Below are 14470 nucleotides of genomic sequence, written 5' to 3'. Positions count from 1 at the left end.
TTAGTACTCTTTCCATACAACGCGTTTAACGTAGTCTGTATAAGAATGGACTATACGCACAATCTTATCTGATACATTTGGCATAGAATAATCATAGACTGGACGTAATAAGCGTTCGTCACCACTTGGTTGAGACTCTAGGATTTCTAGTCCTTGCAACACACGTTCAACTTCCAAGCCGACCATCATAACAAACGCTTCTTCCATTCCCTCTGGACGCTCGTGCGCTTCTCGTAAGTTCAACGCCGGGAAATTCATAATCGATGACTCTTCATTGATTGTGCCACTGTCTGAAAGTACCGCTTTCGCGTTTTTCTGAAGATGGTTGTAGTCATGAAAACCTAGTGGCTTCAGAAGCTGAATGTTGGCTTGAAACTCAATACCTTGTGCTTCTATGCGGTTTCGTGTGCGAGGGTGAGTCGATACGATAACTGGATGTCCATACTTCGCCGCCACTGCATTCAAGCTCTCCGCCAATTTAGCAAGTTGCTTTGGTGAATCAACATTCTCTTCTCGGTGAGCACTCACCACAAAGAACTCACCTTTCACCAAACCAAGACGCTGAAGAACGTCTGAGTTATCGATTTGAGGCATGTAGTGGTTTAACACCTCAAACATTGGACTACCCGTTTTAATAACGCGGTCGGCTGGAAGCCCTTCAGCTAACAAGTAATCACGAGCAATCGTGCTGTAAGTAAGGTTTATGTCTGCGGTATGATCGACAATACGACGGTTGGTCTCTTCAGGGACTCGTTGGTCGAAGCAGCGATTGCCCGCCTCCATATGAAAGATAGGCACCTTACGACGTTTCGCTGGAATAGCAGAAATGCAAGAGTTGGTATCACCTAAGACCAGCATAGCTTCCGGTTTTATCTCTTCCAGCACTTCATCCACCTTGATGATGACCTGCCCAATAGTTTCAGCCGCGTTCTTGCCTGCTGCATTAAGAAAGTAATCTGGCTTCCGGACCCCTAAGTCGTTAAAGAAGACTTCGTTAAGCTCGAAGTCATAGTTCTGACCTGTGTGCACTAGAATATGCTCACAATGCTCATCCAATTTTGCCAACACACGGGACAAGCGAATAATCTCAGGACGCGTGCCAACCACCGACATGACTTTTAATTTCTTCATTTTTTTCTCTTCAAGGTTTACAATGGGAACGTAAAGGTATCTGGCGCTTCTCGGTCAAAAATCTCGTTTGCCCAGAGCATAACGATCATCTCTTCATCGCCAATATTCGTGATGTCATGCGACCAACCTGGCACAGTCTCGACGATTTGAGGAGCGCGGCCTTCTGTCTCCAGCTCATAGCGCTCCCCCGTCCCAATGTGTTCAAACTTAAAGCGAGCTTTACCTTTTAAGACAAGGAACTTTTCATTCTTGCTGTGGTGATAGTGCCCACCTCGAGTTATCCCAGGGTGCGCGGTAAAGAAAGAAAATTGGCCTGCTTGCTTTGTCTTTAGCATCTCGCTAAATACACCACGCTCATCACCATAACTTGGGATGGTATAGCTAAATTGCTCAGGTGACATATAGCTTAAGTAAGTCGAGTACAATGCTCGAACCAATCCTGTACCCACATCTTCCGTGACTAAGTTCTCTCGACTCTCTTTAAACGCTCGCAGTAAATCCGCAACCTCACCAACTGTGGTTGGGTACTCCGGTGAAACGGCTTTGGCCCCACTCGGCTCAGTACCGTCAAGTAAAGCAATTAAGCTACGGCAAACGTCATCGATATAAACAAGCGTGACCGGAGCTTTAGGATCGTTGATGGTAATATCTAGATCATTGAGCGTGTTGTAACAGAAAGTGGCTACAAAAGAGTTGTAGTTTGGGCGACACCATTTCCCAAATACGTTAGGAAAACGATAGATATAAAATGGCGCGCCGCTCTCTTGCCCATACTGTTCAACACTCTGCTCTGCAGAGCGTTTGCTCTGTCCATATGCGTTGTCTTGAAGAGCTTGAGTGGAAGAGCTCACCACAAGGGGTGTCTTTCGACCACTGGCTTTCAGTTGCTTCACAACAAAGTCAGTAAAATCAGCGTTACCCTCTTGGAATTCCGCTTCTGTTTTTGGGCGATTAATTCCGGCTAAGTGATAAACAAAGTCAGCTTTTGCTAATGCGTGAATCGCTTGCTCACTTGTGGTATCACGGTCAATTTCAACAAGGTCTTCATAGCCATGTTCACGAAGCATGACACAGAGGTTTCTTCCAATGAAACCTTTTGCTCCTGTTACAACAATCTTCATCTATACGCCCTCAGGTACAACCAAGCTTCCCGCTTCAATATCGACAATGAAATCAAGCTTACGTAATAGCTCAACCATACCCTGTACATCCAAACGCTCAGTATTATGAGAGTTGTAATCTTCGATAAGAGATAGATCTTTCTCACCTTCTTCATTGTATTTTGAGTAGTTAAGGTCTCGATTATCTGATGGGATTCGGTAATAGTTACCTTGATCTTGAGCCACAAACATTTCTTCGCGGCTACACAATGCTTCATACAGCTTCTCACCATGGCGAGTACCAATAACATTCACTTGGTGACCTAATTTGTCTGTGATTTGTAACAAAGCCTCAACCAACACTTCTATCGTTGCCGCAGGTGCCTTTTGCACAAAAATATCGCCATTAGTACCATTCTCGAATGCATGAAGTACCAAATCAACAGCATCATTAAGAGTCATCATGAAACGAGTCATACTAGGATCAGTGATAGTGATTGGTTGCCCATTAATGATTTGACGTAAAAATAGTGGAATAACCGAGCCTCGAGAAGCCATAACATTACCATAACGAGTCGCGCAAATTGTTGTGTTGGTGTGCTCTAGGTTACGGCTCTTAGCAACAATGACTTTTTCCATCATCGCTTTTGAAATACCCATCGCGTTGATAGGATAAACCGCTTTATCGGTACTCAGACAAACCACACGTTCCACGTTATTTGCAATCGCCGCTTCTAGTACGTTCTCAGTACCCAATACGTTGGTTTTTACCGCTTCTAGAGGGTAAAATTCACAAGAAGGTACTTGTTTTAGTGCTGCCGCATGGTAAATGTAATCCACGCCACGAGTGGCATTGAGAATACTTTGATAATCACGAACATCACCAATATAAAACTTAAGTTTATCACTATTATATTTTTTGCGCATATCATCTTGTTTTTTTTCATCGCGAGAAAATATGCGAATTTCTTTAATACTAGTTTCTAAGAAACGATCTAAAACGGCATTGCCAAATGAACCGGTCCCACCAGTGATAAGTAAAACTTTATTAGTAAACATAAAAACTAACCTATTAATTGAACTATACGATGACAAAAACTTTCTTTCGTAAAGTTATCTAAATAAAATTTTTTATTATAAGATTTAAAAGTATTTAATTCATCATTCGAAAAAGAGAGGATTTTTTCTGCTATATCATTGGGATTTCCCAACTGACAGTATCTTCCATTAACATTGTTATTAAATATATCTGGAATTCCGCCAACCTTTGTAGTGACAACAGTACACCCATAACTATAAGCTTCTAATATTGACAAAGGTTGTCCTTCATCATAACTTGGTAAAACAAAAATATTTGCTTTCGAGAAAAGCATTTCTTTATCTTTGTCAAATAATGGACCATGATAAGTAACTAAGTTTGACAACTTAGATAACTTAACATTAATTTCATTCTCAAAACATGGTTCAATATTACCAGCTATGTGAACTTCATAACATTTACTATCAAGCAATTTTACAGCATCTAAAAAATCAAAAATACCCTTATCTTTCATTAGATTACTAAAAAAAAGAACCTTTACCTTATTACTATATTCTTGTTCATGAAATACAGGGCACTCAACACCATTCCAACATACAATAGACTTAGAGGTAGGAATTAACTCTAAGTGTTCCTTACGAATACTATCGCCTAGGAATATCACATTATCAACCAATGCTAAACCAATATTAACAAGTTTACGAAACAAAATATTAGTCGTTCTGTAATTATAGATTAATCTCGACCCATGAAAATGAATGATCGTTTTTTTGCAAAAAATCTTGGAAAAAAAAAGAACAGGTAAAAGCCTCAAAAAACCCAATGCTGATTGTGGTGGAGTTATGTATGCAAAGGAACCTCGATTTGAAAATACAAACAACAAACTAGAAAGTGTATTAATTATGCTTTTTAAAAAATAATTAATTTCAAAAACCCCCTGAGAGCTTTTATTTTTTATCTTTTTTCCAATAGATATATCAAAAAAAGAGACGTCAAATTCATCATGCTTTTTTAAAAACTCCAATAAATATTTATTGGCAAGACTCATACCATGAACCGGTTCTGGGAAAGGACCGATTATAAATATTTTTTTATTCGACATAAGCTTGAACCTGCTTGTCAATTCTAACTTTCAATTCATAACGGTTAGTATTGGATTGATAAAAATTAAAATTATCCGAAATATTTTCTATAGATATTAACAATTCATCCTTGGATTCTGCTGAAAATACAACCCCAGTTTCCAACTCATCAATTAGATCAACTTTACAACCAACCTTATCGCTAACAATAACTGGTAAACCTAAAGATAGCGCTTCTTCAACAACTAATCCCCAAGGCTCAGAAAGAGATGGTAATATCAACACGTGATGTTTAGAGTAAACTGTGTGAAGTTCATTGTTGTTCAAATAACCAAGGAATTTCACATTATTTGGAGAGTTAAATTCAAGTTCATTTCGTAAAGGACCATCACCAACTAAAGTTAGCTTATGCCTTGACGATTTAAAAGCATCGACTAATAAACTCAAGTTCTTTTCATAGGAAAGTCTACCAACATAAAGAAAGTTAAGGTCATTGTTTGTTGTGCTGCATTGTTCATTCTTTACTTTTTTTAACTTTGGAATACCAACACCATAACTGTATTTAACATCCCCTTTAAACCCTAACTCTGATACCAATTCCTTTTGTAAAAAACCAGATACCAAAGCTTGACTAAACCGTTTCAAGTAAATTTTTTTTAAGAACCCTTTTATTCCATTTGTTTTTGACTCATAGATACTACTCTCTATTATTATCGAATTTTTACGTCTATTCAAAAAAAACAACATTGGCATCAATTCTGGCATTTCCCAACCAGACATAAACAAACGGATATATTTTAGGTTGTATATTTCTTTCAAAATAAAAAATGCGGTCTCAGTTCTGCTGCGTTCTTCAAAAGGTTTATTTGTCAAAAATACATGAGGAAAATTAATGTCACGAGAAATAAAATCTCCACTCCTAATGTTAGAGCAATCAGAAATAAAAATAACGAATATATTTTTCCTCTTGTGCAACTCATTATACAATGCCACTTTATAAAAAGATGGCACATTGGTTATAAAAAGAAAATCAACATTATCCATTAAAAGTTCCTTTATCAATTTGAGGCAATTGATTGAAATCATTTATTATTGCTCGAACTCTATCTTTAACTTCATGACCATCATGAATAATACGCTTGTATCCAGACAAAGAGACTCTTTCAATCACTTCTTTATTATTTAGCAAATAGTCAATTTTATTTTCAAACTCAGTCTTATTTTTGAAGAAAAAAGCTTCGACATTAGGTTCAAATAAACTACTTAAGTCTTCAGAATATTCACTAAGCATCATTGTTTTGGTAGACGGAATCTCAAAACAACGGCGAGTATAAGTATCTCTATTAAGCTTAGACAAGAACACCAATGCAATTTTTGAGCGATTAATAGTCAAATTATAGTCTTGATATACAGGTTTAATTGGCCCATTTAACTTAACTATTTCGTTATAAAACGGTGATTTTTCCCAACCAGTTCCAAACAGTTTAACATTGTATTCGCTTTCAAATAATGAAAGCATAAGAGAGTCTCTACCATCATTTTCAAAGTGACCAATAAACACTATATCTATATCTTTGACAACTCCGGGAATGTAAAAATTACTGCTAGAAACATAATAAGAACGTAATAACTTGACATTTTCAACTCCTATATTTCTATAATCATTAATGTTGGCTAACCTATAGGCATAAACTACATCACATTCCTTTACTATCTCTTTGTGAAGTCTCCAGTAATACTTTGGATAATTAGGAGAAAACGGATCGTCATTGTTATAACTAAATACCCGACATCCGTTTTTCCTTATAGATCGAATTGTTTTTCCAAAAAGATGAGTCCCTCTATATATAAAAACCAAATCCGGTTGGAATTCCGTGGTGTGTTTAATTAGGTCCTTATTTATCTGATTAATTACAGGTCCAAAAGTAAATTTATTTTGAAATCTATAATAGAGAGACTTTATTTTACTATCATGACTTGGTGTTAAGTGATTAGGATATTGATAGTTTTTAAAATATCCTTTCCAATAGAAATGGCTCACCTCATGTCCAAACTCTTCGAAAGGCTGGGTAAATGAATCGGAATATAAATTAGAGGAAAAGCCATCAGAAACAATTAAAACTTTCATTATTTTTCCATTTATAACTAAACATGTCTTGCAGAAAGAAATTGCCTAATTAATTTATCGATACAATACATAAACATCAAAAAAATCATCGAAAACACACCAAATTTAACGAGTACTATTGGACTATAGGCTAACCATCTAGGGAAAGTGACAAGTAAGGCAAATGCGTAAATATATAGAAATATATTATTTTTATTTTTATACAGACCAAAATAAAAAGTTAACACAAGCCAAAGCCCAGATAAAACAGGACCGATCCAACCTAGCCAAACATAGAAATAAGATGATATTAATCCCCCACCGCCAGCGCCGTAAACTGCTTGGTCTGCCAAAGCTAAATTGCTAGCATTTTTAAATTCCATTCCATATAAAAATATATTAAATAAGAATGAGATAAAACTGCTAATTCGAAAGCTCAAATCCCAAATACCGGTATCACTTAACCCAATCATCCTTGATGAAGCTTGCATAACATCACCAAAATTACTTGATACGATTCCATTTCTAGGTGGAGAAAATATCATTTCTATAGAAAAACTACCATTCATTAAGCTAAAAATAAGCTCTGGATTACCACGTATAGTTCCAATTACAGTCATTAATAACAAGCCAAATAAGCCATATATAATTAGTTTCTTCCTTTCTATATCATGGGCAAAATTATAACTCATATATAAAAAAGCCAAACCAATTTGAAGAACCTCAACTCTACCTCCATAAAGGACACTTTTCACACTAAACCATATTAAACCAAAAAGAATAATAAATTTCTGTAAAAAAGATTTCGAGCTATAAATATTGGCAATAATAAAAAATATTATCCCATATTCATATAATGCAGTTTTTTCACTATCATTACTGCCATAAGCACTATTTAAAACAGTCTCACCTTTGATGCCGATGTGTGTTAGAATAAAAAATGAAATTATTGAAAAGTAAAAAACAACATAATTATTCCTTCTTATCTCATCAAAGGTAGGGAATTTATTATCATCTGAAAATAACGATAAGAAGACAAAAGGAAATAAAAACAATGCATGTAGTACCAGTGCTTTATTTAAGTATTTAGCTTCTTGGAAAGAATTCCAGTATGATATTCTTAAACCAGAACTAAAGAAATGACGCATTTCTATTACGTAAAGAAGACTAAAAAGCAACACTATAAATATTGGAATTACTTTTGAAAACCTAAACAAATATATAACATTTATAATAGAAACCAGCATGAATATATATTTACCTTCATTATCAAAGGCATAATACAGCACAGAAAAAATAGTCAAAAAAGAAATAAAGGAAGCAAATATAAAATCTTCGAACTTAACACTAAATGTCTTCATGGCATCATTATTATCATAGATTAAGATCTCTAATTTTTTTTGCAGGACATCCTGCAACAACACTATTAGAGGGAATGTCCTTTGTAACAACAGAACCTGCAGCAACTATTACATGATCTCCGATATTAACACCCGAGAGTACTATTGCCCCAGCTCCTATTTGAACATTGCTTCCAATAATTACGGGGTTGTTAACATGCATTTTACTTTCCATTCCATCATCTTTCAAACTAGTCGTAATTATTTTAGAACCAGCAGAAAGTGCAACGTTATCACCTATAGTTAAAGTAGTTGCGGCATTCAAGTACACCCCAGGGTTAATAGTTAAATTATTTCCAAACTTAACATTTTCTGGACACACAACCTCAAACCTCCCCCAAGCCATAAAGCCTTCTCCACCATTTAGAATAAATGAGTAAAATTTACTTCTAAGACGGCATAGGTAATAATTGTAATAGGAAAAAGCTTTCTGAAACTTTAACTTAATATTAAATTTCATCTTACACTCTACTTGCTTGCTTATATTCTTTATAAAATTTAAAAGCCATAATTAACCACATAATTATCTGAGAAACAATCAAACCATCGATTATATTTTTTCCTGATGTCGCATCTGTAATCATTGGATAAAAACATACAGTTAGTAATGAAGCAATTGTCGAGGCATTAATTATAACGATGCCATTTTTTAAAATAAGACAACGCGAGTACAATGAATTCAACACCACAAATAAAGAGAATAATAATGAAGCAATTACGACTTCTCCCACATTTACCATATCAACCCCTAAAACATAAGAAATAACTTTATCGATATTTGAGTAAAATGATAAAACTAGTAGATACGAAGCGAAGAAGAACAAAAACAATATCATCGTGGTTTTTGTTACAAGTAAAAAAACTTTATTATTTTCTTTTATTTTTGCAATTACAGGGTATATAGATTGAACAAACGAAGACAGTATTAAATTAATAGCGGATGTTATCTTATTAAAGATGTCATAATATATCATGTACGAAGTTTCTCCTAAGCTAACTATGCTATTTGACGCTATACTTGGAATAACTCCTACAAAAAATTGAAAACTAAATATTGAACTAGCTTTACTTATTATTTTGCATGTATTCTTAATACTTACATTGAAACTTCCTAGATTAAAACTTAAATTGTTGAAATAGAAAAATACGGTTACCAGATTGCAAAAAAACCAACATAGGAATACATATTCAATACTGTTAAATGGCAATATTGCTAATAATAAAAATATAAACTTACCGACAATATTAGAAAATGCTATGATATGCATTTTTTCTTTTAATTGATAGTACCATACTAAGTTAAATGATAACGGCAATACAGAAAGTAAAGATACAACAATAAGTTTTGTGTCTATTTGTTTAATTAAATCAAGGTAAATGAAAACCAAAAATGATGAAACCATATAAAGAAACAATCTAGCAAGAATAGTTTCTTTTATTTTTTCTCTAAGCTCTGCGCCTTGCTTTGTACATTCCTTAATAAGGTATGCATCAAAAGAAAAGTTAGAAACTAAAAGAACCAATTGCGACTGAATGAAAAGATAAATGTATACTCCATATTCCTCTGCACCTAACTTTCTTATCAAAATAGGCATGCATATTATATTTATAATTGTTGCCAAAGCATTTGCAGATGACATCGCGAGTGTGTTTTTAAACAACTTTACATACATTGTAGTGATTCTTTAAAGTTTACTTTTTACAATAAATCTAATTACTACTATAACCAAACCAAGCACAGTGCCAAAAAAAGAACCTATAAGGCAAAGAATTCCTCTATTTGGACTATTCTTGATCTCTGGAACAACAGCAGGATCTATAGTTTTAAAAATAAATTCTTCTTGGACTTCAGCAAGCATTAAATTTTTAGTCTGTTCTTCAATTAGTTTATAAAAAGTATTTTGCATATCAGCTACTGCAGTTTTTTGTAGTTGGGCATTTAAATATGCAAGGTTTTGAGATGTTTCCTTTATAGTACGCTCGCGCATCACATTGTTAATATCTTGCACAAGCCAATTTACCCATTGTTTTGCAATATAAGGAGAATAATGATTTACAGAGATTTTATATAACCCACTATCTTTGTCTTGATTAACACTGAAAATTTCTTTTTTGAATATTTCAAAAGCCTCTTGCTCACTCGGTTTTGAGTTCCTAAGTCCTTCCGCTTGGCGCAACCAAGTACCTTTAGCAGGATTATAAACATCTTCATCCAAGATGAGTTTATTACTCTTCAAGTCCCAACTTTTTGCCGCCATCAAGGGCACAAGCAGATCATGGCTATCAATAAAAGAGCCAACGAATTGACGCGATTGCATCACCTGAACAGCAAGATCCGTTTGCGACGACTCTCCCCCACTGAGGTTTACTCCGGCAAACGCAGCCAAACCACCTAACTGTCCCGCCATTTTTGATAAACCACCACCATTTGAGTTTTCAGCTGGTGCTAATAGTGCATCTGCTTTATAAATATTGGGAAGACTCAACGCATACAGTACAGAACCAACAGCAAATACAAATGTTGTTACAATAATGATCCACTTCTCTTTCCATAAGGCTTTAAAGAGCTCGCGTAAGTCGATTTCATCATCTGTGGACTGGGGGTGGGGTGGGTATGGTAGATAATTTGGATTGGATTCTTTTTGTGGTTCCATGGGTCTTTAATCCTAAGCTCTGAGGTATGTTATGCTGGACTCAGAGATTGGTGAAATTTGATAGATTGTTCTCCGACTTTCAAAACACAACCGCGCTATGACAAGATTCCTAGTCTCGCTTCGGCTCGCTGGAATGACGGGTTACGGCTGAATAATGCCACTATTGCTATTCAGAGTAGTATTTGCCGTTTTGATTAATAATGTTCATAAAACTGAGCTTATGTTACTTCAATCGTTACATAAGCTCTTACTATTATTGCATTTCTAATCTTGTTTTAAGCTGATTGGAATGACCTTGTCGTCCCCTACTTCAACGCGTTGATCGCTACACCCGTTTGGTAAAGGATCTGCGTTGCAGCAGTCCAAGTGCTTAATGCATCACGGTAGTCAGTATCAATTGGTACAACAATTGTATCACCCGCTTTTAGCTCTTCATGGTTATTACCGAACCAATATCCTGATGTAGGTTTGTAAACCGAGCCATCTGCGCGTACAACGAAGATACGGTCTTCGTCTGCTTGTTTTTTCGCGCCACCTGCTTTGTTTAAGTAATCATCCACATCTAGCTTGTTATCCAAAAGATATGTAATAGGAACTTGAACTTCACCCATGATCGAAACCGTATTGCGGAAGGTCGGTACAAATAGGAAATCACCATCTTCTAACATAAAGTCCGCAGAACGCTCGTCTTTAAGGATACGATTAAGCTGTACGACCATACGACCAAGAGCTTTGCTGCGACTTGCTTCTTCAACAAACTTGAGTGTTTTATCAGGGTCTGAAATAACCGAGCCCATATTACTGTCTGCTCGGAAGGTTTTCTTTGCTGTTTCTGCTCGCATATCTGCAGCATATTGGTTTAGTAGCTTTTGTTCTTGAAGGCGCAGAGCCTCTCGAGTGAAGATAGCACCTTGCGGATGTGCGAATTCGGTTAAACCACCTGCACGCTCTAACAGCTCACCTAAAGTTTCACCTTGGCGAACGGTGTAGGTGCCTGGGAAGCGAACTTCCCCTTGCAGTGTCACTGTGCTTTGCAATTTGACGTTTGGCTTCTCAAGAATATTCAAACGGTCTCTGCCAACAATAATGGCATCATCAGCAGTGCTACCTTGAATAGCTTGGCGTAAATCAATACGCTCAACGTCAATAGAAGCGCGCTCATCTTTACTGTTAATTACTGTTCGAGCTAATTCGGCATTGATGGTAAATGCGTTATAAGTTAAGCCACCCGCAGCCTCAATTAAGGTAGAAATCGTCATACGTGGGGTAATTGGGTAACGCCCTGGGTGTTTTACCTCACCGAAGACTTCTGCAATCTGCGGAGCCAAACCCAAACGCGATTGCTGTTGAAGCTGTAGCAAAACAGGAGCAAGTAACGTGCGGCGCGTATTTTGTTTTAATGCTTCAAAGTCTTCTTTGGTAATTTCTTTGCCACGGAATATGATTTTCGGCTCTTCTGATTCTTCAGTTGAAGATTGCCCCTTCGACATATTGTCTGTCGCTGAAGATATTGCAACAGAAGAGCTCATAACTTCTTGCTCTTTTTGTTGATCCAGCTCGGCTTTAAATTGTGCTTGCTCAAGCGTTTTCGCTTTCGTAACCGTATCTTGATCTGCAAGGGTATCTAAATCCTCATTGTTGAAACGGTTAAATACCAACACTCGGTCACGTGAGCTTAGCTTTAGGTTATCTTTGCTGTTCGGCGAAAGAATCGCGTTCGCAAGATTTACTTGATAAACCTCAATGTCACGCTGTGGGTTAACCTCACGAACAACAACGGCATAGTTTACATCTGCAGTAGAATTAAATGAGGTATCAACAGATTGGAATAAGTCTGCGATTCGCAGACCGTTCTTCCACTCAATAAAGCCGGGATGACGAACATCACCTTCAATTTGCACGTAACGAGTTAGTTCTTCACTCTTCTTCAGTACATTAACGGCGTCACCATCTTTGACTTTAGTTTGCTGGTCATGTGACTGGCTAAAGTTCAGTGTTAATGCATCGCGAGCACCTTTAGCTGCATAACGCTTCACTTCAATTTGATCGCTATAAGCGTTAGCGGTAAAACCGCCAGCCATTTGAATCGCTTGCTTATAGGTTTCACCTGGTTTGATTTCATAGATTGCGGGGCGGTTTACTTCACCATCAATCGAAATCGTGTTACCCAATGCACCGATGAAGACCACATCACCTGGTAATAAGCGGATATCGTTACGCGCATCACCTTTAAGTAACAGATCGTACATATCCAGTTTACGAATTACCTGACCATTACGCTTAAGTTGCACGTTACGCAGGGCACCACTCTCACTAAAGCCACCACTGTAGTAAATCGCTTGAGAGATTGTGGTTAGTGCACTAACTGTGTAAGCACCTGGTTTGTACGCATCACCCATAACAAAAACTTGCATGGTACGCATTTCACCTAACGAAATATCACTGCGAACCCCGATCATTTGCTCTTTTACACGCTGATTTAGAGAATCACGCACATCAGAGAATGTCATGCCGGCCACTTGAACAGGACCAAGGGAAGGGAAGTTGATGATGCCAGCACGATTAACACGAAGACGATGCGTTGTGTTCTCTTTACCAAAAAGTTGGATAACGATTTCATCACCAGCTCCTACCGTGTAGTCAGCCGGAACAGGTACGTCACTGATTGGTGCAAACGTCGTCGGTGAACCCGCAAATAAATCTAGACCAAAGCGCTTTAGACCTTGCTCACCTTTTTCTGAGTCTTCTGAGTCGTTAGCTTTTGCCTCAACAGTACTACTAGCAGCCGAGCGTTGCTCAATCACTTGAGGGTTTTGATAACTGCTTGGAGAGGAAGCGCCGGAAGGAATAGAGATACCATACTTACTCGCCAATGCTTGTTGCTGGTCTGCTGGTAAGTTCTGAAACATCTGAATTTGTTCTGGGGTTGGAGTCTGCGCATGAGTAAGCGGCGCAAATAGGCTTGCTAGAATGCAAGCACCTATCGAGAAATATCCTTTGAGCATGATAATTCGCTATTTAAAGTCGGGGTTTAAAAATCCTAGCCACAAAACTAGGCGCTAGGTCTTTAATTAAAACCGGTGTTGAAAGCCAAGAGTAAGTGCGTTCAAGCGTGCCTGGTCTTCAGATGTGCTATCAACAAACTCAAAAACAACTGCATTCTGCTTGTCCAAAGCATAATGCATACCCAAGCCAAAGCTAAAGCCTTGATCTTTATTAGGGCCTACATTTTGTTGGTCGATCTGGACACTAGAATAACCGGCAAGTCCGTAAAGTGCTACACGCTCGGAGACAGGCATATTCAACTTAATAAAACCACTCGCAAGACTATCTACTGCAAGTCCGCTATCTCGTTGTACAGAAGTTCCGTAACGTGCTTCAAAAGCGAGGTAATCATTGAAGAAGTAACCAGCTTGCGCTTGAAGAAGGAAAGGGTTTCCCTCGGTTACTGGAGAAGAGGAATGATGAAATTCAGCGTTAGAGTAACTTACTAACGCACCAGCATAAAAATCTGCTGAGGCAGAAAATGAGCACAAGCCTAAGCTGATTGCACTCAACGCCCCTAGCCATGGTCGTTTATTAATCACGTAAGTGTTCCTTGGGTGTCGACTGACCGCTGCACATTATGAACGACGCGCGCAGTGAATGTCTGTTAACTTTTGTCAATTTCGCTTGTGCGTTTACACGCTACCGCCCGGCGGCATTACGCGTTAGCCACTGTTCGCTGATTCCCGATTCATTCGGTTTATTGATATAAATATTCTTTTTAAGCCTCACTTTTGTGACTAACCGTTCAAAAAAACAATCTTTTATAAACGCAACACAAAAGCTGGCAAATTATGCATGTATTAGCGCAAAACGGCAAGGGGGCAAAAACGTCTCAGATTTCCGTTTATGGTTCGTAAATTCTCACGAATGAGAAAAACACTGGCTGCCAGCCGCTTAAAACAGAACACC

12 protein-coding genes are annotated in these 14470 nt (G+C 37.4%); all 12 read right to left on the bottom strand.

The window, feature by feature from the left end:
- The 12 genes from wecB to IJ23_RS07975 all read right to left on the bottom strand — a co-directional run bounded on the left by wecB (position 1) and on the right by IJ23_RS07975 (position 14100).
- On the bottom strand, positions 1-1131 hold the full coding sequence (gene wecB, locus IJ23_RS08030; protein ID WP_031848519.1) for a non-hydrolyzing UDP-N-acetylglucosamine 2-epimerase: 1131 nt from the start codon (positions 1129-1131) through the stop codon (positions 1-3).
- A 17-nt stretch (positions 1132-1148) separates the two neighbouring features.
- Complete coding sequence (gene wbjC, locus IJ23_RS08025; RefSeq protein ID WP_031848518.1) at positions 1149-2252, bottom strand: UDP-2-acetamido-2,6-beta-L-arabino-hexul-4-ose reductase; 1104 nt, start codon at positions 2250-2252, stop codon at positions 1149-1151.
- Positions 2253-3290, bottom strand: a complete 1038-nt coding sequence (locus IJ23_RS08020) for a polysaccharide biosynthesis protein (RefSeq protein WP_031848517.1) — start codon at positions 3288-3290, stop codon at positions 2253-2255.
- Positions 3291-3295: 5 nt separating this feature from the next.
- Complete coding sequence (locus tag IJ23_RS08015) at positions 3296-4372, bottom strand: glycosyltransferase family 4 protein (RefSeq protein ID WP_033905983.1); 1077 nt, start codon at positions 4370-4372, stop codon at positions 3296-3298.
- The gene (locus IJ23_RS08010; RefSeq protein WP_033905982.1) at positions 4362-5396 is read right to left on the bottom strand and encodes a glycosyltransferase family 4 protein; all 1035 of its coding nucleotides are present in this window, start codon (positions 5394-5396) and stop codon (positions 4362-4364) included. Before IJ23_RS08010 ends, IJ23_RS08015 begins: the two co-directional genes overlap by 11 nt.
- The gene (locus tag IJ23_RS23740; protein ID WP_050550073.1) at positions 5389-6480 is read right to left on the bottom strand and encodes a CgeB family protein; all 1092 of its coding nucleotides are present in this window, start codon (positions 6478-6480) and stop codon (positions 5389-5391) included. Before IJ23_RS23740 ends, IJ23_RS08010 begins: the two co-directional genes overlap by 8 nt.
- Positions 6481-6497: 17 nt before the next feature.
- Entirely contained in the window at positions 6498-7820 is a 1323-nt protein-coding gene (locus tag IJ23_RS08000) for a hypothetical protein (protein WP_152560898.1), read from the bottom strand.
- A gap of 13 nt (positions 7821-7833) precedes the next feature.
- Positions 7834-8319, bottom strand: coding sequence for an acyltransferase (locus IJ23_RS23735; RefSeq protein ID WP_050550072.1), 486 nt, complete (start codon positions 8317-8319; stop codon positions 7834-7836).
- A 1-nt stretch (position 8320) separates the two neighbouring features.
- Positions 8321-9532, bottom strand: a complete 1212-nt coding sequence (locus tag IJ23_RS07990) for a lipopolysaccharide biosynthesis protein (protein ID WP_033905980.1) — start codon at positions 9530-9532, stop codon at positions 8321-8323.
- 12 nt (positions 9533-9544) lie between these two features.
- Positions 9545-10513: a Wzz/FepE/Etk N-terminal domain-containing protein gene (locus IJ23_RS07985; protein ID WP_033905979.1), complete on the bottom strand. Its 969-nt coding sequence runs from the start codon at positions 10511-10513 to the stop codon at positions 9545-9547.
- Between the two features lie 305 nt (positions 10514-10818).
- Positions 10819-13518: an SLBB domain-containing protein gene (locus tag IJ23_RS07980; RefSeq protein WP_033905978.1), complete on the bottom strand. Its 2700-nt coding sequence runs from the start codon at positions 13516-13518 to the stop codon at positions 10819-10821.
- Between the two features lie 66 nt (positions 13519-13584).
- A complete protein-coding gene (locus IJ23_RS07975; protein ID WP_033905977.1) occupies positions 13585-14100 on the bottom strand; it encodes a porin family protein in 516 nt (171 codons plus the stop codon).
- Between the last annotated feature and the right edge of the window lie 370 nt (positions 14101-14470).

Origin of the sequence: Vibrio sp. OY15 (assembly GCF_000742455.1) — a bacterium.
Lineage (GTDB): Bacteria > Pseudomonadota > Gammaproteobacteria > Enterobacterales > Vibrionaceae > Vibrio > Vibrio alginolyticus.
Note: the sequence above shows the minus strand (reverse complement) of the source record. Positions and strands in the feature narration are given on the sequence as shown.